Source organism: Cyanobium sp. ULC082 (assembly GCF_977927535.1).
The window spans coordinates 1275888-1300440 of sequence record NZ_OZ376397.1 but is presented as its reverse complement, the minus strand read 5'-3'; the positions used below and the strand labels follow the sequence as shown (position 1 = coordinate 1300440).

Annotated in this window: 27 protein-coding genes; 13 read left to right on the top strand and 14 right to left on the bottom strand. The window is 68.5% G+C overall.

Annotated features, from left to right (window positions below; all coding sequences use genetic code 11):
* Positions 1-23: 23 nt before the first annotated feature.
* The 3 genes from psb28 to ACXMDY_RS06985 are packed head-to-tail and all read left to right on the top strand — an operon-like array spanning position 24 to position 2520.
* On the top strand, positions 24-425 hold the full coding sequence (gene psb28, locus ACXMDY_RS06995; RefSeq protein ID WP_259702296.1) for a photosystem II reaction center protein Psb28: 402 nt from the start codon (positions 24-26) through the stop codon (positions 423-425).
* Positions 422-1510 (top strand): AI-2E family transporter, encoded by a 1089-nt coding sequence (locus tag ACXMDY_RS06990; RefSeq protein ID WP_259702297.1) that lies wholly within the window; start codon positions 422-424, stop codon positions 1508-1510. Before psb28 ends, ACXMDY_RS06990 begins: the two co-directional genes overlap by 4 nt.
* The gene (locus tag ACXMDY_RS06985) at positions 1507-2520 is read left to right on the top strand and encodes an AI-2E family transporter (protein ID WP_259702298.1); all 1014 of its coding nucleotides are present in this window, start codon (positions 1507-1509) and stop codon (positions 2518-2520) included. The genes ACXMDY_RS06990 and ACXMDY_RS06985 overlap by 4 nt, the downstream gene beginning before the upstream one ends.
* On the opposite strand, the gene ACXMDY_RS06980 is transcribed toward ACXMDY_RS06985, so the two are convergent.
* The 8 genes from ACXMDY_RS06980 to ACXMDY_RS06945 all read right to left on the bottom strand — a co-directional run bounded on the left by ACXMDY_RS06980 (position 2489) and on the right by ACXMDY_RS06945 (position 9071).
* Positions 2489-2719 (bottom strand): hypothetical protein, encoded by a 231-nt coding sequence (locus ACXMDY_RS06980; RefSeq protein WP_259702299.1) that lies wholly within the window; start codon positions 2717-2719, stop codon positions 2489-2491. The two genes, ACXMDY_RS06985 and ACXMDY_RS06980, sit on opposite strands and share 32 nt — an antisense overlap.
* Entirely contained in the window at positions 2716-3693 is a 978-nt protein-coding gene (gene secF / locus ACXMDY_RS06975) for a protein translocase subunit SecF (protein WP_259702300.1), read from the bottom strand. Before secF ends, ACXMDY_RS06980 begins: the two co-directional genes overlap by 4 nt.
* 19 nt (positions 3694-3712) lie before the next feature.
* Positions 3713-5227: a protein translocase subunit SecD gene (gene secD, locus ACXMDY_RS06970; RefSeq protein ID WP_259702301.1), complete on the bottom strand. Its 1515-nt coding sequence runs from the start codon at positions 5225-5227 to the stop codon at positions 3713-3715.
* A gap of 1 nt (position 5228) precedes the next feature.
* The gene (locus ACXMDY_RS06965; protein ID WP_259702302.1) at positions 5229-6212 is read right to left on the bottom strand and encodes a pyruvate dehydrogenase complex E1 component subunit beta; all 984 of its coding nucleotides are present in this window, start codon (positions 6210-6212) and stop codon (positions 5229-5231) included.
* A 209-nt stretch (positions 6213-6421) separates the two neighbouring features.
* On the bottom strand, positions 6422-6745 hold the full coding sequence (locus tag ACXMDY_RS06960) for a DUF3082 domain-containing protein (RefSeq protein WP_259702303.1): 324 nt from the start codon (positions 6743-6745) through the stop codon (positions 6422-6424).
* On the bottom strand, positions 6742-7692 hold the full coding sequence (gene ispE, locus ACXMDY_RS06955; RefSeq protein WP_259702304.1) for a 4-(cytidine 5'-diphospho)-2-C-methyl-D-erythritol kinase: 951 nt from the start codon (positions 7690-7692) through the stop codon (positions 6742-6744). The genes ACXMDY_RS06960 and ispE overlap by 4 nt, the downstream gene beginning before the upstream one ends.
* A gap of 108 nt (positions 7693-7800) precedes the next feature.
* Complete coding sequence (rsmA, locus tag ACXMDY_RS06950; RefSeq protein ID WP_259702305.1) at positions 7801-8613, bottom strand: 16S rRNA (adenine(1518)-N(6)/adenine(1519)-N(6))-dimethyltransferase RsmA; 813 nt, start codon at positions 8611-8613, stop codon at positions 7801-7803.
* 65 nt (positions 8614-8678) lie between these two features.
* Positions 8679-9071: a YraN family protein gene (locus ACXMDY_RS06945; RefSeq protein ID WP_259702306.1), complete on the bottom strand. Its 393-nt coding sequence runs from the start codon at positions 9069-9071 to the stop codon at positions 8679-8681.
* Positions 9072-9124: 53 nt separating this feature from the next.
* On the opposite strand from ACXMDY_RS06945, the gene ACXMDY_RS06940 reads away from it, so the two are divergent.
* The 4 genes from ACXMDY_RS06940 to ACXMDY_RS06925 all read left to right on the top strand — a co-directional run bounded on the left by ACXMDY_RS06940 (position 9125) and on the right by ACXMDY_RS06925 (position 12075).
* Positions 9125-9643, top strand: coding sequence for a pentapeptide repeat-containing protein (locus ACXMDY_RS06940; RefSeq protein ID WP_259702307.1), 519 nt, complete (start codon positions 9125-9127; stop codon positions 9641-9643).
* A 13-nt stretch (positions 9644-9656) separates the two neighbouring features.
* A complete protein-coding gene (locus ACXMDY_RS06935; protein WP_259702308.1) occupies positions 9657-10160 on the top strand; it encodes a hypothetical protein in 504 nt (167 codons plus the stop codon).
* Between the two features lie 98 nt (positions 10161-10258).
* On the top strand, positions 10259-10693 hold the full coding sequence (locus ACXMDY_RS06930; RefSeq protein WP_259702309.1) for a LexA family protein: 435 nt from the start codon (positions 10259-10261) through the stop codon (positions 10691-10693).
* A gap of 77 nt (positions 10694-10770) precedes the next feature.
* Positions 10771-12075: a Y-family DNA polymerase gene (locus ACXMDY_RS06925; protein WP_259702310.1), complete on the top strand. Its 1305-nt coding sequence runs from the start codon at positions 10771-10773 to the stop codon at positions 12073-12075.
* 3 nt (positions 12076-12078) lie between these two features.
* On the opposite strand, the gene ACXMDY_RS06920 is transcribed toward ACXMDY_RS06925, so the two are convergent.
* Complete coding sequence (locus tag ACXMDY_RS06920) at positions 12079-13398, bottom strand: aromatic ring-hydroxylating dioxygenase subunit alpha (RefSeq protein WP_259702346.1); 1320 nt, start codon at positions 13396-13398, stop codon at positions 12079-12081.
* A gap of 56 nt (positions 13399-13454) precedes the next feature.
* Entirely contained in the window at positions 13455-15536 is a 2082-nt protein-coding gene (gene dnaG / locus ACXMDY_RS06915) for a DNA primase (RefSeq protein WP_259702311.1), read from the bottom strand.
* A gap of 70 nt (positions 15537-15606) precedes the next feature.
* Between dnaG and ACXMDY_RS06910 the strand changes: the two genes are divergently transcribed.
* Positions 15607-16530 (top strand): DMT family transporter, encoded by a 924-nt coding sequence (locus ACXMDY_RS06910; protein WP_259702312.1) that lies wholly within the window; start codon positions 15607-15609, stop codon positions 16528-16530.
* A gap of 12 nt (positions 16531-16542) precedes the next feature.
* Here the strand turns inward: ACXMDY_RS06910 and ACXMDY_RS06905 are convergent, their stop codons facing one another.
* The 4 genes from ACXMDY_RS06905 to ACXMDY_RS06890 form a co-directional block, all read right to left on the bottom strand.
* Positions 16543-17664, bottom strand: coding sequence for an ABC transporter permease (locus tag ACXMDY_RS06905; protein WP_259702313.1), 1122 nt, complete (start codon positions 17662-17664; stop codon positions 16543-16545).
* 3 nt (positions 17665-17667) lie between these two features.
* Complete coding sequence (rbbA, locus tag ACXMDY_RS06900; protein ID WP_259702314.1) at positions 17668-20409, bottom strand: ribosome-associated ATPase/putative transporter RbbA; 2742 nt, start codon at positions 20407-20409, stop codon at positions 17668-17670.
* Complete coding sequence (locus ACXMDY_RS06895; protein ID WP_259702315.1) at positions 20406-21476, bottom strand: HlyD family secretion protein; 1071 nt, start codon at positions 21474-21476, stop codon at positions 20406-20408. Before ACXMDY_RS06895 ends, rbbA begins: the two co-directional genes overlap by 4 nt.
* Positions 21477-21650: 174 nt before the next feature.
* Positions 21651-22100 (bottom strand): hypothetical protein, encoded by a 450-nt coding sequence (locus ACXMDY_RS06890; RefSeq protein ID WP_259702316.1) that lies wholly within the window; start codon positions 22098-22100, stop codon positions 21651-21653.
* A gap of 22 nt (positions 22101-22122) precedes the next feature.
* On the opposite strand from ACXMDY_RS06890, the gene ruvA reads away from it, so the two are divergent.
* The 5 genes from ruvA (at position 22123) to ACXMDY_RS06865 (ending at position 24512) form a co-directional block, all read left to right on the top strand.
* Entirely contained in the window at positions 22123-22767 is a 645-nt protein-coding gene (gene ruvA, locus ACXMDY_RS06885) for a Holliday junction branch migration protein RuvA (RefSeq protein WP_259702317.1), read from the top strand.
* Between the two features lie 53 nt (positions 22768-22820).
* A complete protein-coding gene (gene rpsO / locus ACXMDY_RS06880; protein WP_259702318.1) occupies positions 22821-23090 on the top strand; it encodes a 30S ribosomal protein S15 in 270 nt (89 codons plus the stop codon).
* A gap of 9 nt (positions 23091-23099) precedes the next feature.
* Positions 23100-23549, top strand: coding sequence for a PAM68 family protein (locus tag ACXMDY_RS06875; RefSeq protein WP_259702319.1), 450 nt, complete (start codon positions 23100-23102; stop codon positions 23547-23549).
* A 155-nt stretch (positions 23550-23704) separates the two neighbouring features.
* Entirely contained in the window at positions 23705-24055 is a 351-nt protein-coding gene (locus ACXMDY_RS06870; RefSeq protein WP_259702320.1) for a CsbD family protein, read from the top strand.
* 238 nt (positions 24056-24293) lie between these two features.
* The gene (locus tag ACXMDY_RS06865) at positions 24294-24512 is read left to right on the top strand and encodes a hypothetical protein (RefSeq protein WP_259702321.1); all 219 of its coding nucleotides are present in this window, start codon (positions 24294-24296) and stop codon (positions 24510-24512) included.
* The last annotated feature ends 41 nt before the right edge of the window (positions 24513-24553 follow it).

Sequence of the window (24553 nt, the reverse complement as noted above, 5' to 3'; positions counted from 1 at the left end):
ATCGGCGTTTGTTGCCTCCTCCGATGACTGCCATTCAGTTTTTTCGTGGGGTGGATGAACCGGTGGTTCCCGATATCCGCCTGACCCGGTCCCGCGACGGACGCACCGGCCAGGCGCTGTTCGTGTTCGAGGAGCCGGCGGCCCTCGCTCCGGAAACCATGGGCGACATCACCGGGATGTTTCTGCTCGATGAAGAGGGTGAGCTGGTCACGCGAGATGTGAACGCCCGCTTCGTGAATGGCCGCGCCAGCGCCATCGAGGCCACCTACACCTGGAAGACCGAGGAGGATTTCGATCGGTTCATGCGGTTTGCCGATCGCTATGCCGCCGGCCATGGCCTCGGCTTCGCCGAGAAAGACGATGAGCCGGCAGACGATCAGCCCGAGCCGGCGCCCGAGCCGGCGCCGGAGCCGGAAGCAGGTTGAAATTCGGGCAGTGGCTGGGTCTGGCCGGCACCGCGGCGGCCGTCGCGCTGCTCTGGAGCCTGCGTGATGTGCTCGTGCAGGTGTTCGCCGCCATCGTGCTGGCGATGGCGCTCTGCACGCTGGTGGGGTTCGTGCGCCGGCAACTCGGCTGCGGCCGTCCGCTTGCCCTGCTGCTGAGCCTGCTGGGTCTGCTGGTGCTGCTGGTGCTGGCCGTCACCGTGCTGATCCCCCCCTTCGCCGCCCAGTTCGCCGAACTGCTCACCAAGGTGCCTGCCGCCGCGGAGCTCCTGCTGGCAATGGCCCGCAGCGCCCTCACCGAGGCTGCCCGGATGATTTATGGGCGCCAGGACGCCACCCTCGAGCTGGATTGGTTTCAGCAGTTTCAGCAGCTGCTGCCCAGCGGTTCCGAGGGCAGCGCTGCCCTGGCCAGCGGCCTTGGCGAGGGACTCGGCCGCCTGCTCGGCCTGGCCGGCAACCTCGGGGGGGGGCTGCTGCAACTGCTGTTCGTCGTGGCGGTGAGTGTGATGGTGGCGGTGCAACCCACCGCCTACCGGGATGTGGCGGTGCTGCTGATTCCGTCGTTCTACCGACGCCGCTTCCGCCAGGTGCTGGATGGCTGCGGAACCGCCCTGAGCGACTGGATGGTCGGTGTGCTGATCAGCTCCTGCTGCGTGGCCCTGCTCTCGGGGATCGGCCTGATGCTGCTCGGCGTGAAACTGGTGGTGGCCAATGCCCTGCTGGCCGGGCTGCTGAACGTGATCCCCAATGTCGGCCCCACCTTGAGCACGATTTTCCCGGTTTCGGTGGCCCTGCTGGATGCCCCCTGGAAGGCGTTGGCCGTGATCGGCCTCTACCTGGTGATTCAGCACCTGGAGAGCTATCTGATCACGCCATCGGTGATGCAGCACCAGCTCAGCCTCCTGCCTGGCCTCACCCTGACGGCCCAGTTCCTGTTCACGGTGCTGTTCGGCCCCCTGGGGCTGCTGCTCGCCCTGCCGATGGCGGTGTGCCTGCAGGTGATCGTGCGGGAGGTGCTGATCCATGACGTGCTCGATCCCTGGAAACGCCAGCGGTCGCTGGGATGACCAGCCGCACCCTGCTGGGTTGCCTGGCACTGGTGGTGCTCGGGCTGTTGCTCTGGGAGCTGCGCTGGGTGCTGCTGGTGCTGTTCGGCGCCGTGGTTCTGGCCGTTGCCCTTGATGTGCCGGTGACCCAGTTGCGGCGCCGCCTGCCGCTCAACCGGCCTGCCGCCCTCGCCCTGGTGCTGCTGGTGCTGGCTTTGCTGGGCTGGAAGGTGTCGGAGCTGCTGCTGCCTGAGCTGGTGCAGCAGGCCAATGAATTCACCCAGCTGGTGCCGGTGCTGATCCAGCGGCTCGGTGCCCTGGCCGGCCAGTTTCGGGGTCTGCAGACCCTCGAGACGCAACTGCTTGATCTGGGCAGCTGGGACCGGCTACAGCCGCTGGGTTCCCAGTTGCTCGGGGTGGCGGGCAGCACCGCCAACACCACGATCCAGCTGCTGCTGATGGGCCTGCTCGCCGTGCTGCTCGCCCTTGATCCCCGCAGCCACCAGCGCCTGCTGGTCGCCGCCACCCCCCGCTTCTACCGCTCGGCGATGCAGGGCTTGCTGCACGACTGCCGCCAGGCCCTCGGCGGCTGGCTGGCGGGCATGACGGTTTCGGCCCTGACTGTGTTCGTGCTCACCTGGGCGGGCCTGGCCCTGCTGAAGGTGCCGCTGGCCCTGCTGAGCGGCCTGGTCTGCGGCCTGCTCACCTTCGTCCCCACGATCGGCCCGACCGTGGCGACCCTGCTGCCGATGGCCGTTGCCCTGCTGATCTCTCCGGCCAAGGTGGTGCAGGTGCTGATTCTGCGGTTGTTTCTCCAGAACGTCGAGGCCTTCGTTCTCACCCCCGTGCTGCTGAGTCGCACCGTGAATCTGCTCCCCACCGTTGCCCTGATGGCCCAGCTCAGCCTGGGCGCCCTGCTGGGACTGCCGGGTGTGCTGCTGGGTCTGCCCCTGGTGGTGGTGATTCAGGTGGTCTGTCAGCGGGTGCTGGTGGAGCAGATCATGGATCGCTGGACCCTGCCGGGCGGCTAGCTGCCGGCTTCTGGCGGTAGCGACGGATCAGATCCGGTGCGAGCAGCAGCACCGCCACAGCCAGGGGATGCTGAACCAGGGCGGCCCGGAGCGTGACCCAGGTGAAGTGATCGCTGATCAGCTGGAGTTCCGCCCGCAGGTCCCAGAGCGCCAGCAGGATCAGCAGCACCGGCATCAGCGGCAGGCGCAGGCGCCTCATGCCGCGCTCCGGGCGGGGCTGGGGGCGTTGAACAGGGGAAGCAGGGTTGGCGCCACACCGATGCTCGACCAGCTGCCGACGGCAATGCCGACCGTGAGCGCCACGGCGAACCAGAACAGGCTGCTGCCGCCGAAGAAGATCACCGCCAGCAGCGGCAGCAGGGTGGTGAGCGAGGTGTAGAGGGAGCGGGTGAGGGTGGCATCGACGGCCACATCCACCTGATCGGCAACCGGGAGCTGGCCCAGGCTGGTTTTCTGTTCGCGGATCCGGTCGAACACCACCACCGTGTCGTTGACGGAATAACCGGCGACGGTGACCAGCGAGACGGCGAACAGGGAATCCACCTCGATGCCCAGCAACAGCCCCAGCCAGGCGAAGACCCCGCAGGTGATCAGCACGTCGTGGGCCAGGCAGACCAGGGCGAGAAAGGCGAAGACCCGGTCGTAGCGAAAGGTGATGTAGGCCGCGATCGCCGCGAAGCTCACCAGCAGGGAAATCACGCTGCTCTGAAGCAGCTGGGATCCCAGTGTGGGGCCGATCGTGTTGATCGCGGTGCCGGCGGCGTTGAGCGGGCCGATGGCAGTGGTGAAGTCGGCAATCACCGCTGCGCTCTGCTCAGGGCTGAGGGCGGGCAGCCGCAGCAGCAGGGAGCGGCCGCCATCGAGAACCTGGACACTGGCGCTGCCGAGGTTCGGTGCCCGCTCCAGATCTTCCGGTGGCAGTGCCAGATCGGCGAGCCGCTGCTGCATGGCCGGAGCCGTCAGTGGTGTGCAGGCTGCTTCGCAGATCCGCTCCAGCTGAATCTGGGTGCCACCGGTGAAATCAAGGCCGGGGCGGAGCGGGAAGCCGATCGACGGGTTCAGCCAGCTGAGGGCCAGGCCAACGACGCTGAGCAGGCAGGCCAGCCCCGATCCCAGCCAGGCGAGGCGCCGGTAGCGGCTGATCCGGAAGCGGGGGGAGGGACTCTGAGTCACAGGCTGGAGGTGGGGGGGCTCAGGCCACGCCGGCGGGAAGCTGGGTGGCGGGCAGGAAGTAGGTGGGGCGTCGCAGGGCTGGATAGCTCATCAGCAGGCGCAGCAGGGTGCGGGTGCAGGTGAGGGCAGTGAACAGGCTGAGCAGCAGGCCGATCGCCAGGGTGACGGCAAACCCCTTGATCAGCCCGGTTCCGAGCATGAACAGCGCCAGGCAACTGATCAGGCCGGTGACATGGCCATCGAGGATCGAGCTGAAGGCCAGGGAAAAGCCCGTGTCGATCGAACGGATCAGGGTGTTGCCGCTGCGCAGTTCCTCCTTGACCCGCTCGAAGATCAGCACATTGGCATCCACCGCCATGCCGACGCTGAGGATGAAGCCGGCGATGCCGGGCAGGGTGAGGGTGACGGGAATCAGGGAATAGACCGCCAGGTTGAAGAGGGCATAGAGGCTGAGGGCAAGCACCGCCACGGCCCCGGGCAGCCGGTAGACCACAACCATGAACACCCCCACCAGCCCGAGGCCGGTGAGGGCGGCGGTGAGGCTGGTGCGGATGTTCTCGGCACCGAGCGACGGGCCGACCGTGCGGACCTCCACAATCCTGACCGGCAGGGGCAGGGAGCCGCCGCGCAGTTGCACCTCCAGATCCCGGGCCTCCTCAGCCGTGAAATTTCCGGTGATGCTCGCCGCGCCGCCGGTGATGCCGGCCGCGGCGAATTCCTGGCTGACGCTGGCCTCGCTGATCGAGCGGCCATCCAGCACGATGCCCAGCAAGCGGTCTGTTCCGGCGATCGACTGGGTGAGCCGGGCGAAGGCCTCACCCCCCTCCCGGTTGAAGCCGAGGGTGACATCCCAGCCGGGGCCGTTGCTCTGCTGCTGGCGCCCCGCCGTGACCAACCCCTTGCCGGTCAGGCTGGCTGGTTCGTAGAGGGCGACCACCCGCTTGTTCACCTCTTCCAGCAGGGCCTTGATCTGGTCGGCCTCGCCGGCAGCTGCCGGCACCTTCACGCCCAGGCCATCGAGGGCCTTGGCCAGTTCAGCGGCGGGGAAGCTGGCCGGTGGCGGTGGGGTCTGGCCGGATGGCAGACCCCCTTCAGGAGTGGCCGGGCTGCGTCGCTCAAGCCGGGCCAGCACCGCTTCGGCCTGGCGCTTCAGGCGCAGCAGCCCCTGCATCTCCTGTTCGGTGCCGGGCTTCTGGGCGCGGAACTCAAGCAGGGCCGTGGTGCCCAGCACCTTGGCGGCCCGGGTCGGATCCTGTTCACCGGGCAGCTGGAGCAGCAACTGGTCGTCGCCCACGGTCTGGAGGGTGGATTCCGCCACGCCCAGGCCGTTGATGCGGCGATCGAGCACGTCCTTGACGGCCTCCAGCTGTTCCCGCTGCACCTTGGTGATCGCACCGGCGGGCAGCACCTGCAGGGTGAGTTGGCTGCCGCCCCGGAGATCAAGACCAAGCTGGAGCGGGAAGGCGGCCAGCACCGCGCCGGCGGCGATCGCCAGGGCCAGGATCAGGGCGAACCACCCCTGTTGACGTGCCATCTCAGAACACGCCTGTCTTGAGCTGGGTGGCGGCCTTCACGATCTGATGGGGCTGAATGATCGTGAGGTTCTCCAGGGCTCCGTTGTAGGGGGTGGGAATGTCCTGGCTGGAGAGCCGCAGGGGGCGGGCATCGAGATCATCGAAACAGTGTTCCGTGATCAGGGCGATCAGCTCGGCACCGATCCCACCGGTTTTCATACATTCCTCCACCACCATCACCTTGTGGGTCTTGCGGATCGAGCGGGTGATCGTGTCGAGATCGAACGGCTTGAGGCTGATCAGGTCGATCAGTTCCACATCGACGCCCTCCGCCTCCAGCTGCTGCACCGCCTTGAGGCAGTGATGCCGCATCCGGGAATAGGTGAGGATCGTGACATCCTTGCCGGGCCGGACCACTTCGGCCTGGTCGAGGGCGCAGATGTAATCGCCTTCAGGAAGTTCTTCGCTGAGGTTGTAGAGCAGCACGTGCTCGAAGAAGAGCACGGGGTTGTTATCACGAATGGCGGCCTTCATCAGGCCCTTGGCATTGGTGGGGGTGCTGACCGCCACGATCTTGATGCCGGGCACCGCGTGAAAGTAGGCCTCGAGCCGCTGGCTGTGCTCCGCCCCGAGCTGACGACCCACGCCGCCGGGGCCTCGCACCACGGTGGGAATCGTGTAATTGCCGCCACTGGTGTAGCGCAGCATCCCCATGTTGTTGGAGATCTGGTTGAAGGCGAGCAGCAGGAAGCCCATGTTCATGCCCTCCACGATCGGGCGAAGTCCTGTCATGGCGGCTCCGACGGCCATGCCGGTGAAGCTGTTCTCGGCGATCGGGGTGTCGAGAACCCTCCATTCGCCGTATTTCTCGTAGAGATCCTTGGTGACCTTGTAGGAACCGCCGTACTGACCGACGTCTTCGCCGAACACGCAGACCATCGGGTCGCGGGCCATCTCTTCGTCGATGGCGTCACGCAGGGCGTTGAAGAGGAGCGTCTCGGCCACGGAAGGAGAGCGGACCCGGCTGCTGCCGGTGGAGCGGCCAACTTATCTCAGGCCGCCGGAGCAGGCTGCGGAAGCTTCAGCCGCCGGCGGCGAACGTGGCCAGCAGCAGAACGGAGAGCAGCATTCCCGGTGACAGCAGCAGGGCGAGCAGCCCGAGGTCGTGGGGGGTCATCGCAGCAAGCAGGGGTGGGGGTGAAGCCTGGCTGAGCTTAGGAAGGCTTCTGCGCCTGGGCCGGCAGCAGGCTGCGGATGAACACAAGGAACAGGCCCAGGCCCACGAAGGCGCAGCTGAAGGTGGCCAGGAAGCTCATGCCGACGATCAGCGTCTTGAGCGCCGTGGCGATGCTCTGGGCAAACGGCTTGCTGTAGTGCGGCGGATGGAGTGCGTAATAGCCCACCACCCGCTGGCTCAGCAGCAGGAACATCCAGGCGAGCAGACCGCTGGTGAGTGCGCCGGAGAGGAAGCTGAGCGGCCCTTTGCGGACCGGCGGGGCCGGGCTGGTCTCGGCTGGCGATGGCGGCGAATCGCTCATGGGGATGGGGGCGGCACCCCGGGGCGGGCCCCCATGCTGCTGCAGAGGCAACACCAGGCGTCGAACCCCGCCGCGTCGAGGGCCTCACCGAGCTGGGATCGGGCCGCTTCGGCCTGCTCCAGATCGGCGAACAGGGCGAACAGGCTGGGTCCTGAGCCACTCATCGCCACCCCCAGCTGGCCTTCGGCCTGGCGCAGCAGAGCCAGGCCCAGGCGCACGCTGGCCTGCTCCGGCTCGACCACCGCCTGCAGGTCGTTGCGGAGCGGTGGCAGGGCCCGCTCTCCCCGCAGGGCCGCGAGCAGGGGGCCGTGGCGCAGGTTGGAGCGGCGTTGTTCGAAATCGACTTCCTGCTGGAGGTAGAAGTCGCCGCGCAGCTCCCGGCAGCGGCCATAGGCCCAGGGGGTGGACACGCTTGCCGCCGGATCCTTGATCAGCAGCACCGCCAGCGGCTCGGTGGCACCGAGGTCGACAGGCTCCAGCCGCTCGCCCCGTCCGAAGCAGAGCTGGGTGCCGCCCACCAGGCAGAACGGCACGTCCGAGCCGAGTTCGGCCGCCAGGGCGCGCAGGTCGGCATCGCCCAGCCCCAGTTCCCAGAGCTGATTCAGCCCGAGCAGGGCCGCGGCACCGTCGCTGGAGCCACCGGCCAGGCCCGCTCCGATCGGAATGCGTTTGGTGAGGACCAGATCGGCGCCGAGTGAGGCTTGTCCGGTCTGCCGTCGCAACAGCTCCGCGGCCCGCACGATCAGGTTGGTGCCATCGGTGGGAAGACCCGGCTGATCACAGCTCAGGGACAGCACACCGTCGTGGCGGGCTGAGAGGGCCAGGCTGTCGGCCAGCTCAAGGCTCTGCATCACCATGGCCAGCTCGTGGAAGCCATCGGGCCGCAGGCCAAGCACCTCCAGATGCAGGTTGATCTTGGCCGGGGCCAGGGCGTGCAGATCAGCCATGGGATGGCACGGGAGGGAAGACACGGGAACGGCGGGGCGGCATGGGCCTGGTCGGCCCGATTCAAACCCCCCGACTGTCCGTTCCAGTCCAGTTCCTGGCGGGCTCCCTCAGCCGTGCCCGCTGGGCAGGCCCAGCGCCAGGGCCACCCAGCGCCCGGGGGCCAGCTCCTGGGGCCGTTGCTGCAGATCGACGCCCGCCTCGGCGGCGAGGGCGGCGAGGGCATCCGGTGGCAGCAGGCCGGCGAGGCTGTTGCGCAGCATCTTGCGGCGGCTGGCGAAGCAGCGGCGCAGCAGCAGCTCCACCCGCGCGGCAAGAGCGGGTTCCAGCCGTTGATCCGCCGGCCGTGGATCCAGCACGATCACCTCCGAGTGCACCTTCGGCGGCGGCTGAAAGCAGCGGGGCGGCACAGCGCACACCGAGCGGCAGTCGGCCAGCAGCTGCAGCCGCACGCTCAGGGCGCTGAAGGCGCTGCTGCCGGCCCTGGCCCGGATCCGTTCTCCCACCTCCTGCTGCACCAGCAGCACCAGCCGCCGGTAGGGGATCGGCGCCGGCCGGTCCAGCCGGCCCACCAGCCGCTCCAGCAGTGGACCGGTGATGTTGTAGGGGATGTTGGCCACCACCTTGTCCGCCGCCGGCAGCTCCACGCTCAGGGCATCCCCTTCCAGCAGCTCGAAGCGGGGATGGTCGCCGAAGCGCTGCCGCAGGCCCGACACCAGGTCGCGGTCGAGTTCCACGGCCTGCAGCATCGCCGCCGGGGAGGCCAGCAGCCGCTCGGTGAGGGCGCCGCGCCCCGGACCCACCTCCAGCACGGTGTCCTCAGGTTGCAGCTCCGCCGCCGCCACGATGCGCTCCAGCACGCCGGCATCGATCAGCCAGTGCTGGCCGAAGCGCTTGCGGGCGCGATGGGCCCCGAAGGTCATGGCGGCGGGCGGGCGACCCCTCCACACTGCCGCCTGGCCAGCCGGGGCCGCTCAATTCCACGAATTCAGTTCCATTGATCCAGCCGCAGCCAGCGCACCTCCCCCCGCGTCGGTGGCAGGGGCACCAGGGCGAACACCACCTCCACCGGCAGGCTCGCCCGCTCCGGCTGGGTGGCCAGCCAGCAGCCCCAGGCCCGGGCCAGCCGGGCTCGCTTGACAGGGCCCAGGGCTGCTGTGCCCCAGCCGTCGCGTCCGCAGTGCCGCCGACCCTTCACCTCCACCAGCAGCAGGCGGCCGGGTTTGGCCACCACCAGATCGAGTTCGCCCCAGCGGCAGGACCAGCGCCGTGCCACCAGCTGCCAGCCGCGGCTGCGCAACAGCCGCAGGGCCCGCTGCTCGGCCCACTGGCCTGGAATTCGCCGCTGGTTTTTCGACTGTTGCGTTGTGATCGCCCCCATCGAACCGCCAGACCCACTGTTCCTACAGTTCCCATGCCTGTCCCTCCGCTGCCATGGCCGCCCCGTTGCGTTCGCTGTTCACGGGCTTCCTGCTGGTTCTGCTGGGTGGCCTGGGGGGTCTGGTTGCCGGGCTGCTGCCCGGTTGGCCGGTGGCCCCCGCCGCTGCCGCGATGGATTACGCCAAACAGGTGTTGATCGGTGCCGATTTCCACGACACCGATCTCAGCGGGGTGACCTTCAGCCTCACCAATCTGCGGGACGCTGATCTCTCCGGCTCCGACCTGCGCAACGCCAGCCTGTTCGGCGCCAAGTTGCAGGACGCCAACCTTCGCGGTGCCGATCTGCGCCAGGCCACCCTCGATTCGGCGGTGCTGGAGGGCACCGACCTGCGGGATGCGGTGCTGGAAGATGCCTTCGCCTTCAACACCAAGTTCGATCGGGTGGCGATCGACGGGGCCGACTTCACCAACGTGCCCCTGAGGGCCGATGTGCTCAAGAAGCTCTGCGCCAGCGCCACCGGCACCAACCCCGTCACTGGCCGCATCACCCGCGACACACTGGGGTGCCCCTGACGCCGCCTCGCTGATGGCCTTCGACTCCCGCAGCCTTGATCGCCTCAGGGAGCTGGGCCGGCGCCTGCCCCAGCCCCTGCCGGCACCACCGTCCAGCGCGGTGGCAGGGTCAGCGGCGGCGGCAGCGGGCGAGCGGCGCCACCGGGTGGAAACGGAAACCGATCCTGATGCGCTGTTCCACGAGCTGATGCAGGTGAGCCCGGACGGCACGGTGCCGCCTCACCTGTTGCAGCGCCTGCAGGAGCTGGAGTTGAGCCGCCAGGAGCGGCAGCTCCAGGAGCGGCGGATCGAGCGGCTGCCCCCCTCCTCCCCGGCGCCTCCTGCCGGTTCCTCGCCCTCCGCTGGTCGCACCGGTGCCGGGCTCGGCGCGGGCAATGGTGCGGGCGGCAGCGCGGGACGGGGGGGACGCCCCCTGAATCCGCGGCCGGATCGTCGCCTCGCCGCCGACCACCCTGAGCTCTACACCGAGTTTCAGCAGCTGCTGCTGGAGGACGAGGAGGATCCGGCCGGCCCCTGAGCCCGGCGCCCGAGATCGGGCTCATCAGTAGATTTGTACTACTCTGATGGTCTCTGTCGGCTGCCCCCTTGCTCGACGCGATCCGCCCTCTCCCTGTCTTGTCGCTGCCCCAGCCCCAGCCCCTGCCGTTGCGGCCTGATCGCCGTGCCGTGCGGTTGCCCCTGGCGGTGGAATCCGTGGCGGCGGGCTTTCCCTCCCCCGCCGACGATTACGTGGAGGTGGGCATCGACCTCAATGAGCAACTGATCGCGCATCCCAGCAGCACCTTTTTTCTGCGCGTCAGCGGTGATTCGATGACGGGCGCCGGCATCCACCACGGCGACCTGCTGATCGTTGATCGCAGCGTCGAGCCGCGCCCCGGCCGCATTGTGGTGGCCGTGCTGGAGGGTGCCTTCACGCTCAAGCGCCTGGTGCGGCACCAGGGCCGCCTGCGGCTGGAGGCGGCCCATCCGGCCTACCCCCCCCTGGAGCTCCATGACGCCGACGACACCCGCCTCTGGGGCGTGGCCATCCAGGTGATCCACCCGCTCTGATCCAGTGGCCCTGATCCAGTGGCCCCGATCCAGTGGCCCTGATCCAGCCGCCCTGAACCCCTCGCCCTGCCCAACCGATGCCGCTCGCCACCGTGCTGATCGACGGCAACAACTTCTACGCCTCCTGTGAGGCGGCCCTCGATCCGGTCCTGATCGGCCGGCCGCTGGTGGTGCTCTCCAACAACGATGGCTGCATCGTGGCCCGCAGCGCCGAGGCCCGCGCCCTCGGCATCGCCATGGGCACCCCCTACTTCCAGGTGCGCCGCCAGCTGGAGCGCCAGGGGGTGGTGGTGCGCAGCTCCAACTACGCCCTCTACGCCGACATGAGCCAGCGGCTGATGGCCACCCTGGAGCCCTGGGTGGAGGAGCTGGAGATCTATTCGATCGACGAAGCCTTCGGCCGCCTGCACCGGCCGGCCGGCGGAGATCTCACGGCCTGGGGCCAGGCGCTGCGCCGGCAGGTGCGGCGCCACCTGGGTCTGCCGGTGGCGGTGGGCATCGCCGCCAGCAAGACCCAGGCCAAGCTGGCAAACCGGCTGGCCAAGCGCTCCGGGTACCCGGCGGGTGGCGAGCGGGCGGGGCAGTCGCTGGGCGTGTTCGATCTGGGGGCCGTGGCCGATCCCGACCTCTGGCTGGAGCAGGTGCCGGTGGAAGAGGTCTGGGGCATCGGCCGCAAGCTCTCGCGCTGGTGCCGTCTGCGCGGCATCGCCAATGCCCGCCAGCTGCGCGATCTGCCCAGTGGCGAGCTGCGGGCCCGCTGTGGGGTGGTGGGCCTGCGTCTGCAGCAGGAATTGCGCGGCCACAGCTGCCTGCTGCTGCAGAGCGTGGTGCCGGCCAAACAGGAAACCTGCGTCAGCCGCAGCTTCAGTGAGCCGGTCACCAGCCTGGCGGCCCTGCGGGAGGCGATCGCCACCTACCTCAGCCGCGCCGCCGAGAAGCTGCGCCGCCAGCGCCAGCGGGCCGGCACGATCACGGTGTTCGTGCGCAGCAGCCCCTTCAACGGCACCAGCTTCTACGCCAATGCCGCCACCGTCTCGCTGCCGCTGGCCAGCCAGGACACCGCCGTGCTGCTGGCCGCCGCCCTGCCCCTGGCTGCGCGTCTGTTTCGCCCCCACAAGCCCCTGCAGAAGGCCGGCGTGCTGCTGCAGAACCTGCAGCCGGTGGAGCAGTTGCAGCACCATCTGCTTGTTCCCCTGTCGCCGGAGCAGCAGCAGCGCCGCGAGGCGCTGATGGCCACGATCGATGGCCTCAACCGCCGCTACGGCCGCGGCACGGTGCAGTGGGCGGCCTGCGGTCTGCGCCCCAGCTGGGCGATGAAACGGGAGCGCCTCTCAGGCGCCACCACCACCCGGCTGGCCGATCTGCCGGTGGTGCTGGCCTGAGCCTCAGGTCAGGTTGCGCGGCGGCACCGGCCGGCCATGGCGCAACTGCCGCCGCCAGCGCCCGGCCTGGAACCAGGCCGCCGCTGCCAGCACCGCCACCCCCAGCGCACCGGCCGCCGCCGCTGAAGCTCCCCACCAGGCGGCGCCGCCGAGTGCCAGCAGCAGCACGGCGGCGAGCATGGGTTGCAGCTGGGCCAGGCGCCGGTCGGCGCCGGAGCAGCTGCGGCAATGGCGGGTGTGACTCTCGTAGCGCTCCAGCAGCGGCGTTTCCCCCAGCCGCTCCGGCAGCGTGGCATCACCGAACGGCTTGCCAGCGCCAGCGCTGATCCAGTCGTGCAGGGCGCGCACGTAAGCATCGGAGCTGGTGGCCAGATAACAGGAGCGGGCCAGCCCGTCGCTGCCGCCCCGGGCTTCCAGCACCCGCTCCTGCCAGTGCAGGAAGGCCTGGTCGTCTTCCAGAACCACGTGGTTGGCCAGGTGCTGCAGCCATTCCGGCCGCAGCTTCAGCAGCCGGCGGGGCAGGGCTGATTCGAAGCGGAAGGGGAAGCGGGCGAACAGCCGGCACTCCCCCGGCCGGATCGGCGTGGCGTACACCACGGTGAGGATGCGGGCGAACCCCTTGGCGGTGAGGTCGTGCCACATCAGGCAGGGGGCCTGGAAGGTGGTGAACTGGGTGCCGAGCGTGCCGCGGCGCGGCCCCTCGGGCCACACGCCGGTGAAGCCCTCCGGCCCGCTGCTGGTCAGCTCCAGGTTCACCGGTCCGGCCGTCTCGCGCTTGCCCACCGTGGCGTGGTGGGTGAACGGCACGTGGCTCACATCAAGCACGTTCTCCAGCAGGGTGAGGGCGTCGTAGGGGAGGTCGCGGAAGGTGTCCTGCACCGTCCACTGCTCCGGCTCCTCCGCCAGCATCGGCAGCAGCGGCAGGGGCGCTGCGGCAGCTGCGGCGGGATCGCCGGCGAAGACGAACAGCATCCCCTGGCCTTCGGCGGTGGCGTAGGCGTGGCAGCGGCTGCGCGGTGTGTCGATCGTGCTGCCGGCCTCGGCCTGGGGGATGATGGTGCAATGCCCCTCGCCATCGAAACTCCAGCCGTGGTAGGGGCACTCCAGCTCGCCCCGCCCATTGAGGCGGCCCTGGGAAAGGGGCACCAGCCGGTGCGGACAGACATCGGCGAAGGCACGCCACTGGCTGGCCTGTCGGTCCCGCCAGATCACCAGGTCGTCGCCGAGCAGGGTGAAGGGGGTGGGACGGTCTGGCCGGAGGTCCTTGAGATAGGCCACCGGGTACCAGGCGCGATGCCAGGACGAGTGAGACAGGGAGGGCATGGCGCCGCGGAAGCACTGGGTGCTGCCGATGCTGGCAGGGCCGGCGGGGCTATCGATCAGGCGGCGGTCGGGGTGGCGGCGAGGGCCTCGGCCAGGCCGGGACAACGCTGGCGGTCGAGGTGAGAGATGTGCTTCCGCTCGTTGTAATAGAGCTCCTGGAATCGCAGGGCATCGGCGTTGAGCGCGGCGAACAGGGCGTCGATGCGGGTTTCCATGTTCACGGCCACCGTTGTTGCGGCTTCGGTCTTTTCCTGCTCCAGCAGCAGGGCGATGCAACGTTCAAGGGTTTCCAGTCGCTGACCCCGCCAGGCATCGAGCAGATGGCGACAGCGCTTGAGGCAACGCTGGCGCTCCAGCACCGCCGCGGTGCCGCGCAGCTGGAGCAGGGGTGCCGAGAGATTCATGGTCTGGAGCTCATCGGGCTCCAGCAGGGGGGTGAGCCGGTTGAGCAGCTCGCTCTGCTCCATCAGCAGCTGGTCGGCCAGCAGGCGGGGCAGATCGAGATCGGCCAGGTCGTCGCCGGGATCCTCGCCACGGTTGATCGCTTCCAGCCGGCCGACGCCGAGGTTGTCCTCCTCCCGTTCGCTGATCGCCGCCCAGAGCAGGCGGTGGTGCTGGAGGGCGAAATCATCGAGCTCACGCAGGCGCAGCTCGCGCCGGATCGCGCCGCGATGGCGGGCGGCATGGAGATAGAGGCGGAGCAGCTCCGCTTCGGCCCGCTCGCGCAGGCCGATCTCACCGGGCTTTTCCCAGCGGCTGGCGCGGCCGTGCCAGCGCTCGCCCTTCACCTGCTGGCGCAGGTCTTCCTCCAGCTTCTGGGCCAGGCGTGCCTGGCCGCCGGAGAGGCGCTCGGCCACCTGCTGCAGGTAGTGGCTGCGCACGGCGCTCTGGGGCAGCTTGCCCAGCAGCGCCACCAGGGCCGACACCGCCTGCTGGAACTGATCGGAGCGGGCCAGGTCCTTGCCCTCCAGCGCCTGCTCGATCTGCCAGTCGAGCCAGAGCGGCGCCTGCTCCAGCAGGGCGCGGTACTCGCCCGCTCCATGCTCCTTGAGGAAGTCGTCGGGATCCTTGCCGGCGGGCAGGTGCAGCACCCGCAGCTCCAGCTGCCCCTGCAGGGCCAGCTGCTCCACCTCGCCGATCGCCCGCTGCGCCGCCCGCACACCGGCGCCGTCGGTGTCGAAGTTGAGCACGAGGCGGCGGCTGTCGCAGCAACGGCACAGCTGGGTGATCTGCTGGCTGCTGAGCGCCGTGCCGAGCGCCGCCACCGCATTGGTGATGCCGGCGGCATGCAGGGCGATCACATCGAAGTAGCCCTCCACCACCACCGCCTGGTCGTCCTTGCGGATGGCGTTGGTGGCGCGGTCGAGGCCGAAAAGATGCTTGCCCTTCTCGAACACCTCCGTTTCCGGTGAGTTGAGGTATTTGGGTTCACCGCCATCGAGGCTGCGGCCGCCGAAGCCGATCACCCGCCCCTGGCGGTCGCGGATCGGCACCATCACCCGGTGGCGGAAGCGGTCGTAGAAGCCGTCGCCGCCCTTGCGTGGCACCACCAGACCGGCGGCCTCCAGCAGCTCCGGTGCCAGCCCCTCCACCTGCTGCAGGTGCTTCAGCAGCCCATCCCAGGCCTCGGGCGCGTAGCCGAGTTCAAAGCTCTCCAGCGTGGTTTCGCTCAGGCCCCGCTGCTGCTTGAGGTAAGCGAGGGCGGCGGCACCGGCGGGGCTGCGCAGCTGGCTGCGGAACCAGCCGGAGGCCAGCGCCAGGGCCCGCAGCAGCGCTTCGCGGCGCGAGAGCTGCTGGCGCAAGCGCTCCTGCTGCGGCCCCTCCACCGTTTCCACCGGCAGCTGGTATTTGCGTGCCAGCTCCAGCACCACATCGCTGAAGCTGTTGCGCTGCAGCTCCATCAGGAACTTGATCGCGTTGCCGCCGGCGCCGCAGGAGAAGCAGTAATAGAACTGCTTGGCGGGCGAGACCGTCATCGACGGCGATTTGTCGTCGTGGAAGGGGCAGATCCCCACGAACTCGCGGCCCTTCTTCTTGAGCACCACGTGCTCGCCCACCACATCGACGATGTCGGCGCGCTCCTTGACGGCCTCGATCGTGCGGGGGTGAAGGCGGGCCTGAGGTGCCGGTGGGCTCAAGGAACGGCGCTACCTGTAGGGGCTTGATGGCAGCCATTCTGCCTGACGCCACCAGAGGTGGGGAGATGCCATGGCCACCGTTGCCGGCGTTGCCTTGCCTAGGGTCAACGACTCTGGCCTTGAGCCGGCTCGGCTGGGATCCGGCATGGACATGCTGCTCAGCGCCCTGGCCTTCAGCCTGATGGGGGTGTGCGTCAAGGCGCTGGGCGGCCGGCTGCCAGTGGCTCAGGTGGTGCTGGCCCGTTCGGTGGTGAGCCTGCTGATCAGCTGGTGGCTGCTGCGCCGGGCGGGCCTCTCGCCCTGGGGACAGCGCCGGTGGTTGCTGGTGAGTCGCGGCGTGCTCGGCACCGCCGGCCTCTACTGCGTGTTTCTGGCGATCGCCGGCCTGCCGCTGGCGGTGGCCACGGTGCTGCAATACCTGCATCCCACCTTCACCGCCCTGCTGGCCTGGCCGCTGCTGGGCGAACGGCCCGGCGCCCGGGTGTGGCTGGCGGTGGCCCTGGGCTGGCTGGGCGTGCTGCTGCTCACCGATCCCGCCGCCCTGGCCGTCTTCCAGCCAGTGGGCACAGCGGCCGGCGTGGCTCTGCCCACCGGGCCGCTGCTGTTCGCCCTGGCCGGTGCGCTGCTGTCGGCCCTGGCCTACGTGAGCGTGCGCGCCTTGCGCCGCAGCGAACACCCGCTGGTGGTGGTGTTCTATTTCCCGCTGATGGCCCTGCCGCTCAGCCTGCCGCTGGTGCTGCTGAATCCGGTGGCACCCAGGCCGGCGGAATGGGGCTGGCTGCTGGGGGTGGGGGTGTTCACCCAGCTGGGCCAGCTGGCCCTGACCCGCGGCCTGATGGCCATGCCGGCGGCCCGCGCCACGGCGCTCAGCTACGTGCAGGTGCCGCTCGCGGCCCTCTGGGGGCTGCTCTGGTTCGGCGAATCCCTCGATCCCGACATCCTCACCGCCGCCGGCCTGGTGCTCGGCTCCACCCTGCTGAGCCTGGGCCGCTGAAGCGTCAGGCCGTCAGGCCATCGCCGTGATCGCGCTGCGGAAGCGGGCGTGGGCCACAGCAAAGAACACCGATCCGATCAGCAGCAAGGCCAGAAACTGAGGCCAGACCACCATGAACGTGGCTCCACGGAAAAGAATGCCCTGGGCCAGCATCACGAAATGGGTGCTTGGTGCTGCCAGCATCAGGGTGCGAACCAGTTCCGGCATGCTTTCGCGAGGGGTGACACCGCCTGAAAGCATCTGCAGCGGCAGCAACACCATCATCAGCAACAGGCCGAACTGGGCCATCGAACGGGCGAAGGTGCCGAGGAAGATTCCCAGTGAGGTGGCAGCGAAAAGGTAGAGAGCCGCTCCGGCGGCGAACAGCGGCAGGGAGCCGGCCAATGGCACCGCCAGCCAGCCGCTCACCACGATCCGCAGGGAGAGCAACCCGGCGCTGAGCACCACCAGGCCCATCGACCAGACCTTGCTGGCCATGATCTCGAAGGGGGTGACCGGCATCACCAGCAGGTGCTCGATCGTGCCCCGTTCGCGCTCCCGGATCAGGGCCGCTCCGGTGAGCACGATGGCGAGCAGGGTGATGTTGTCGATCAACTTGTTCACGGCACCGAACCAGGTCTTGGTGAGTTCGGGGTTGAAGCGCATGCGCATCACCAGGTCCACCGCCGCTGGCGGTGTTGCCTGGCTGTGCTGAACGAAGGTCTGCACCTCGGTGCTGACGATCGATTGGACATAGCCGCTGCCCGTGAGCGCCTGGCTGACCCGGGTGGCATCCACATTGAGTTGAATCGCCGGTGAGCGCCTGGCCAGCACATCGCGCTGGAAGCCGGAGGGGATCACCAGGGCGAAGGTGTCCAGGCCCGCATCCATGCGCTCGTCCATCAGCGGCTGCTCGATCAGCTGCGGCGGCAGAAAGTAGGGAGCTTCAAAGGCGGCGATGATGCGTTCAGAGAGAGGCGAGCGGTCCTCGTCGACGATCGCGATCGGCGCCAGATGGAGCGTTTCCGGCAACACCGTGGCCCCCGCATAGACCGACATCGTGAAGACGAAGACGATCATCATCAGCATGATCGGGTCTCGGGCCAGGCTCCACAGCTCCTTGAGGCCCAGGTGATAGATGTTGGCGCCGCGCATGGCTCAGGTCTCCTGTTTGTTCAGGAAAAGAACGGACAACCCCAGCAGCACCGGCACCGTCATCAGCAGGGCGGTGAAAGGTCGGAGCAGATCGCCGAAGCCCAGTTCCTTGGAGAACGTGCCGGTGGAGATGGTGAGTGCATGGGCGGTGGGGTAGATCGCCCCGATCAGTGCACCGGCCCCCTGGAGGGAGGAGACCGGATCGAGCAGTCCGCAGAAGGAGGTGGCCGGCAGGATCGTCAGCACCGCGGTGGTGAACAGGGCGGCGATCTGGGTGCGCACCAGGGTCGAGATCAGCAGCCCAAGACCGGTGGCGCAGGTCACATAGATCAGGGCACCGCTGGCCTGCGCCGCCACGCTGCCGGTCAGCGGCACGGCGAACAGCGTGACCGCCAAGAGGGTGAGCAGGGTGTAGTTCACCATGGCCAGGGCCACGTAGGGCAGTTGCTTGCCGAGCAGGAACTCCAGCCGGGTCACGGGGGTGGCGTAGAAATTGACGATCGTGCCCAGCTCCTTTTCCCGCACCACCGAGAGCGCCGCCAGGATCGCCGGGATCAGCAGCAGCAGGATCGGGATCGTGGCCGGCACCATCGCCACCAGGCTGAGGATGTCGGGGTTGTATCGAAATCGTGTCTCGATGCTGGCGGCGGCCGGTGCGCTGGACTGGCCCAGCTGACGCCGGGCCCGGTCGGTCTGCCACTGGCCATGGACGCCCTGCAGATAGGAGCGCACCGTTTCAGCCCGCAGCGGCATCGAACCGTCGATCCAGGCGCCGATCGCCGCCGGGTCGCCGCGCTTCAGATCACGCCCGAAGCCCGGTGGCAGCTCGATCGCCACGCTCAGCTCCCCGGAGCGCATGCGTCGATCAAGGGCGTCGTAGCCATCCAGGGGTGGATGTTCGATGAAGTAGCGCGATCCGGCCAGGTTCAGCGCGTACTCCCGACTCGCCGTGCTGTCGTCGCGGTCGAGCACGGCGTAGGGCAGATCCTCCACATCCATGTTGATGCCGAAGGCCATCACCACCATCAGGAAGAGGCTGCCGAGCACCGCCGTGGTGATCCTGATCGGGTCGCGGCTCAGTTCCAGGGCTTCGCGCCTGGTGTAGCTGCCCAGCCGTTGCAGGCTGAAGCCCTTCCCCTCCCATGGCGAACGCTCCAGGCCGGCCGGAGGGGGCGCGGCAGCGGTGATCGCGGCGGCAGAGGGGTTGGCGTCTGTGGCTCCGCTCGCCTCCTCCAGGTAGCCGATGAAGGCCTGCTCGAGCGTGGCGGCGCCCCGCCGCACCATCAGGCCGGCGGGGGTGTCACTGACCAGGACCCGGCCGGCATGCATCAGCGAGAGGCGATCGCAGCGCTGTGCCTCGTTGATGAAGTGGGTCGAGAGGAAGATCGTGACGTGATCGCTGCGCGAGAGATCGATCAGTTTCTGCCAGAAGATGTCCCGGGCGATCGGATCGACCCCCGAGGTGGGCTCATCGAGGATCAGCAGCTCGGGCCGGTGCACCAGGGCCACCGCCAGCGACAGCCGCTGGCGCACCCCCAGCGGCAGGGTCCCCGGCAAGGCGTCAGCGAAATCCCCCAGGCCGAACTGCTGCATCAGGTCGGCGCAACGGGCGGTGATCTCCGCCGCCTGTACCTGGAACAACCGAGCGTGCAGCACCAGGTTCTGATGAACCGTCAGCTCGCTGTACAGCGAGAACGCCTGCGACATGTATCCCACCCGGCGCCGGGTGCGGAGGTCGTCGGCGTTGAGCGGCCGCTGGAAGAGGCGCACCTGGCCGGAGCTGGCCGGCAGCAGCCCTGCCAGCACTTTCATCGTGGTCGACTTCCCGCAGCCGTTGGAGCCGAGGAAGCCGAAGATCTCGCCACGCTCGATCCGCACGTTGACGCGGTCCACGGCAAGGAATGTGCCGAAGCGTTTGCTGAGCTCAATGGCCTCGATCGCCACCTGGCCATCGCCCGGTGGGCGGGCCGGAATGGTGACCGGGTGGTGTCCCTGGCGCCTCGCCTCCGGCAGCAGGGCGATGAAGGCGGCCTCCGGCGTGGTGGTGCCGGTGCGCTGCAGCAACTCCACTGGGCTGCCGCTGCTGAGCACGCGGCCGTTGTCCATCGCCACCAGCCAGTCGAAGCTGGCCGCCTCCTCCATCGAGGCGGTGGCCACCAGCACGCTCATCGCTGTGTGTTCGCGTCGGATGCCGGCGATCAGGTCCCAGAACTGACGGCGCGAGAGCGGATCGACCCCGGTGGTGGGTTCATCGAGGATCAGCAGGTCGGGGTTGTGGATCAGGGCGCAGCAGAGGCCGAGCTTCTGCTTCATTCCGCCGGAGAGCTGGCCGGCAGGGCGGCTGCCGAAGCGGCCCAGCCCGGTGCGCTCCAGCAGGGCGGCGCGGCGGCTGCGACGCTCCGTGCGTCCGAGGCCGAACAGGCGCGCGAAGAAATCCACGTTCTCGTTGACGGTGAGCGTCGGGGAGAGGTTGTTGCCGAGGCCCTGGGGCATGTAGGCGATGCGGGGGCACACCTGGCGGCGGTGGCGTGGGTTGGCCATGTCACCGCCGAGGACGAGCACCTGGCCCTGCTGCACCCGCCGGGTTCCGGCCGCCAGCGCCAGCAGGCTCGACTTCCCCACCCCATCCGGGCCGACCAGGCCGCTGAGCATGCCGCTGGCCACGTCGAGGCTGACGCCGGCGAGGGCGCAGGTCGCGCCGAACTGCAACCGCACCTCGCACAACTGGATGACCGGTGGCGTCAACCCGGCACCTTCACCGTCAAATTCGCGGGCCAGGGGACTCTGGGATCAAGCCGCACATAGGCCATGCCGGGCAGCCCGGTCTTGACGCTGCGGATGTGGCGTTTGAGCAGGGCGGAATCGATCCGGGCCTTGATCCGGAACATCAGCTTCTGGCGTTCGATCGCCGTTTCCACTGTCTTGGGGGTGAACTGGGCCACGTCGGCAACGAAGCTGACCTGCGCCGGGATCACCAGCTGCGGAGCGGCATCCAGCACCAGATGGACCTCGGAGCCGAGCCGCACCCGCCCGGCCTGGTCCGTTGGCAGAAAGAAGGTCATCGAAACGTCGGAGAGGTCGACCATGTTCAGCACCTTCCCCCCCGCGCTCAGGACTTCACCGGGCTGGGCGACGCGGTACTGGACCCGCCCATCGCGGGGAGCCTTCAGCTGGCTGTCGGTGATGTCGGCCCGGATCGCTTCGATCCGGGCCTGGGCGGCCGTCACCGACGACTCCGCTTCGATCACCAGGGAACCTGCCGTGCTGATCGCGGCGCGGCTGGCCGCCACGGTCGCCTGGGCTGCGGCGACCACCGCATCGGCACCGTAGAAGCTGGCGCGTGCATCGTCGAGGTCCTGGGCCGAGACGGCACCGCTGACGAATAGCTGCTCCTGGCGGCGCCGGTGGCGGCGGGTGTCTTCGCGCTCGGCGCTGCGCTGCACAACGACGGCTTCGGCGGCGGTGCGTTCACTGCGCCGCTGCAACACGGTGCTCTCGGCCGTTTCGACGGCCCTGGTGGCCTTGCGCAGATCCGCCTGCGCTCCCCTCAGCTGTGCCGTCAGCACGTCGGTATCCATCCTGGCCAGGACCTGGCCGCGCACGACGAAGTCCCCCTCGTCCTTGAGCACCTGATCAATCCGGCCTGCCGCTTTGGTGGCCACGTCGATTTCCACCGCCTCGATCCTTCCGTTGCCACGCGCGAAGCTGTCAGGAAGCTGCGTCGGCCTGGAGGCCTGCCAGACGGCGAAGCCAGCGCCTCCCCCGGCCACGAGCAGGCCGCCCAGCACCAGCAGCCAGCGGCCTCGGATCATCGTGGGGTGCTCGGAACGATCGGACGACCAGGCGGAGGAAGAACTTTTCTGTCGTCTTAGCCAGAAGGCTGACTCCTGACCGAGCGGCTGCGATTCCGTCAGCAAGTCGACATGGAGCTGGCGCCAGCGGCCGCTGAAGCGGCATCACCGTGAAAACACTGGTGAGCCGGGCGCCTATCCCTTGAGCGGCAGAGGATCGCTCACCCAGCCGGGGCTGCCGTTCTGGTCCCTGGGCCGGGCCAGGCGCCAGCTCTGGCCCTTTTCACCCCGTTGGAGAAACAACTCGAAGCCGCTGTCGACCCGGTAGGGGTCCTCCGCCAGCCGCCAGTCGAACTGGCCGGTGAGGTGCAGCCCCCTGGCTTCCCCGATCGTGATGGCCTCCTGCCGCGCCACCCGCACCCGGCTCACCTGGGGCGGTCCCGGCGGCGGCAGGTCGAGTGCCTGGGCGATCGATTGCTGGGTCAGGGCGATCTGCAACTCCAGGGCATCCAGCAACACCTGCCGGGGCGGCTGGCCGACGCCCTGGCAGCCCGTCAGGCTCAGCAGCAGGGCCAGCAGCAGCACCAGCAGCGCCGGCAGCGGCCGCAACCGACGACTGGCGTCAACGGGCAGAGCGGGCAGCATGGGAGATCTTCAACGTGTCCCCATGATCGGCTGGCTGCAGGGCACCGTGGCGGAGCAGTGGCAGCAGGGCAATCGCTGCGGTCTGCTGCTCGCCTGCCAGGGGGTGGGCTACGAAGTGCAGCTCACCCGGCGCCACTGGGATGGCCTGCCGCCGGCCGGCAGCAGCCTGGTGCTCTACATCCACCAGGCCATCCGCGAGGACAGCTGGACCCTGTTCGGCTTCGGGGCCCGCCATGAACGTGACCTGTTCCGTCTGCTGGTGGCGGTCAGCGGCGTCGGCCCCCAGATGGCCCTGGCGCTGCTCGGGGCGATGCCGACCGAGGAGTTGGTCAGGGCGATCGTGCAGGCCGATCTGCGGCTGCTGGCCAAGGCGCCCGGGGTGGGCAGGCGCACCGCCGAGCGGCTGTCCGTGGAACTGCGCAGCAAGCTGGCAGAGGCGGTGGATTTCGATGAGACGGATCCCGGTGAGCTGGCCGTCGATGCCGCCAGCCAGCCGGCGTCAACCACCCGCGACGATGTTCAGATCACCCTGACGGCGCTTGGTTACGAGCCCCTTGAGATCAACCGGGCCCTGCGGGCGGTGGGCCGCCAGGGACTGGCACCGGAGCTGGGAGCCGATGACTGGTTGCGGGAGAGTTTGCGCTGGCTGTCCCAGCAGGTCGCCTGAGGGCCGCCGGGACGGTAGGTTGTCGGTTTGCACCGTCAGGGCTCAACGTCGGCATGCCGCTCAATACCACCAAAAAACAGGAGCTGATCAACGGCCATCAGACCCACGGCACCGACACCGGCTCCGTTGAGGTCCAGGTGGCGATGTTGAGCGAGCGGGTCGTCCAGCTCACCGGCCATCTCCAGCAGAACAAGCACGACTTCTCCTCCCGCCAGGGGCTGCTCAAGATGATCGGCCGTCGCAAGCGGCTGCTCGGCTACCTCCGCGCCCAGAGCGAAGAGCGCTACAGCCAGCTGATCGCCAAGCTCGGCATCCGGGGCTGATCTCTCGCCATGGCAGCGAAGCGCAAGCCCCTGCCGTTCAAGCCCGACCGAGCTGCGGCCGCCAGGGCTGCCGGTGGGGGCAAGCCGCAGCCCAAGGCCAAACCGGCAACGTCCAAAGCCGCCAGGACCTCAGGCTCCCAGGTGATCCCATCGGCGGTGGCCAACCGCATGGCCCGCCGCATCGCGATCGCCACCGGGGTGCCCTCGTTCCTCGGTATGGCCGTTTTCGTGGCCAGCTACCTGCTGGTGAGCCGTGACATCCTCGCCATCCCCACCGTGGCCACTCTGGCCGCTTCCGGTGGCTGTTTTCTGCTTGGCCTGCTCGGGCTGAGCTACGGGGTGCTGTCGGCCAGCTGGGAGGAAGCGGCCGGCAGTTGGTTCGGTGCTGAGCAGATCGGGCTGAACCTGCGGCGGGTGGGTGCTTCGCTCAAGGCGATGCGGCAGGGGGGCAAGGCCTGAGGCCCAGCCCAGGCCGTTGGGGCCGACTGACGGAAGACGGACGGATGTCCGATGGCCGGGCTTGCTGCGACTGCAAGCGGGTTTCTGTCGACTTTGTGTGGCGGGCTTCGGCATGGCTGGCTAGTGGTGGGGTGTTCTTGCAGAGCCACCCAGCCATGACTACGACCAAGGGAAACCCGATGGGCTTGATTCTTGCGGTGATCGTCCTGATCGGCTCGTTGGTTTTTCAGGCCCCGGCCATTGCCATGACCAGCCACCCAGCCAACGCACCGTTTGCTGCCAACATCAAGTCCAAAGATCTCTCCGCCTCCGCCAAGCAAGTGGAAGGCCGGCTCCAGGCCGCCCACGGAGAACTCATGGGTGATCCCGGCGAAACGATCAAAGGACAGGCCAAGCAGGTGCAGGCTGCAGCGATGCAGGCTGGGTCCGATCTCAAGCAAGGTGTGAAGTCTGCGGCTGACTCATTGGCGGATTCGGCAGCAAAGGCAGCCGACAAGATCAAATGATCCCCGCCTGAACAGCTGGCCTCTGGCGAGGCAAGCCCTTTTGGCCAGACAATCCCGGCCACAGTGCATCCAGGCTTGTGCAGCTTCCCCTCGCCCTGCGGGGCGGCTGCTGAGCGCTGATAAGCCTGCGGTTGATCTTCAGCGCTCGCGTCGTTTTTCGTTATCAGGTATTGCCTTGCTGCATGCGATCAGGTCTGTTGCTGGGATAGCCGGTTGTGGTTTGATCTCGGCTTCTCCGATGGCCACCCAGGCCAGAACCCTCGATCAGAGCAACATCGTGATGCGTTTCTGTCAGCTTGCCGTCAATACGGAAGTGGAGCGTTCCGGCCTGGCTGTGCCGGCAGGGTTGACCCAGTTCACCTGTCAATGCTTTCTCAGGCATCTCGACCTTGGTCGCTCCCTGAATGCGGCTCAGGTGAACTGCAAGCAGGAGGCAATCCGCAGGTACAGGCTCTGATCACAGCGTTGAGTGCTTGCCATGATTCCGTGATATCACCC

Excerpts from the sequence above, each read along its gene's own strand:
- rpsO (WP_259702318.1), top strand. The coding sequence starts at position 22,821 with ATGCCGCTCAATACCACCAAAAAACAGGAGCTGATCAACGGCCATCAG.
- ruvA (WP_259702317.1), top strand. The coding sequence starts at position 22,123 with ATGATCGGCTGGCTGCAGGGCACCGTGGCGGAGCAGTGGCAGCAGGGC.
- ACXMDY_RS06865 (WP_259702321.1), top strand. The coding sequence starts at position 24,294 with ATGGCCACCCAGGCCAGAACCCTCGATCAGAGCAACATCGTGATGCGT.
- ACXMDY_RS06870 (WP_259702320.1), top strand. The coding sequence starts at position 23,705 with ATGACTACGACCAAGGGAAACCCGATGGGCTTGATTCTTGCGGTGATC.
- ACXMDY_RS06935 (WP_259702308.1), top strand. The coding sequence starts at position 9,657 with ATGGCCTTCGACTCCCGCAGCCTTGATCGCCTCAGGGAGCTGGGCCGG.
- ispE (WP_259702304.1), bottom strand. The coding sequence starts at position 7,692 with ATGGCTGATCTGCACGCCCTGGCCCCGGCCAAGATCAACCTGCATCTG.
- ACXMDY_RS06895 (WP_259702315.1), bottom strand. The coding sequence starts at position 21,476 with ATGATCCGAGGCCGCTGGCTGCTGGTGCTGGGCGGCCTGCTCGTGGCC.
- ACXMDY_RS06960 (WP_259702303.1), bottom strand. The coding sequence starts at position 6,745 with ATGAGCGATTCGCCGCCATCGCCAGCCGAGACCAGCCCGGCCCCGCCG.
- ACXMDY_RS06890 (WP_259702316.1), bottom strand. The coding sequence starts at position 22,100 with ATGCTGCCCGCTCTGCCCGTTGACGCCAGTCGTCGGTTGCGGCCGCTG.
- ACXMDY_RS06980 (WP_259702299.1), bottom strand. The coding sequence starts at position 2,719 with ATGAGGCGCCTGCGCCTGCCGCTGATGCCGGTGCTGCTGATCCTGCTG.
- ACXMDY_RS06985 (WP_259702298.1), top strand. The coding sequence starts at position 1,507 with ATGACCAGCCGCACCCTGCTGGGTTGCCTGGCACTGGTGGTGCTCGGG.
- ACXMDY_RS06925 (WP_259702310.1), top strand. The coding sequence starts at position 10,771 with ATGCCGCTCGCCACCGTGCTGATCGACGGCAACAACTTCTACGCCTCC.
- rsmA (WP_259702305.1), bottom strand. The coding sequence starts at position 8,613 with ATGACCTTCGGGGCCCATCGCGCCCGCAAGCGCTTCGGCCAGCACTGG.
- ACXMDY_RS06875 (WP_259702319.1), top strand. The coding sequence starts at position 23,100 with ATGGCAGCGAAGCGCAAGCCCCTGCCGTTCAAGCCCGACCGAGCTGCG.
- ACXMDY_RS06905 (WP_259702313.1), bottom strand. The coding sequence starts at position 17,664 with ATGCGCGGCGCCAACATCTATCACCTGGGCCTCAAGGAGCTGTGGAGC.
- ACXMDY_RS06945 (WP_259702306.1), bottom strand. The coding sequence starts at position 9,071 with ATGGGGGCGATCACAACGCAACAGTCGAAAAACCAGCGGCGAATTCCA.
- ACXMDY_RS06910 (WP_259702312.1), top strand. The coding sequence starts at position 15,607 with ATGGCCACCGTTGCCGGCGTTGCCTTGCCTAGGGTCAACGACTCTGGC.
- ACXMDY_RS06940 (WP_259702307.1), top strand. The coding sequence starts at position 9,125 with ATGGCCGCCCCGTTGCGTTCGCTGTTCACGGGCTTCCTGCTGGTTCTG.
- ACXMDY_RS06920 (WP_259702346.1), bottom strand. The coding sequence starts at position 13,398 with ATGCCCTCCCTGTCTCACTCGTCCTGGCATCGCGCCTGGTACCCGGTG.
- psb28 (WP_259702296.1), top strand. The coding sequence starts at position 24 with ATGACTGCCATTCAGTTTTTTCGTGGGGTGGATGAACCGGTGGTTCCC.
- secD (WP_259702301.1), bottom strand. The coding sequence starts at position 5,227 with ATGGCACGTCAACAGGGGTGGTTCGCCCTGATCCTGGCCCTGGCGATC.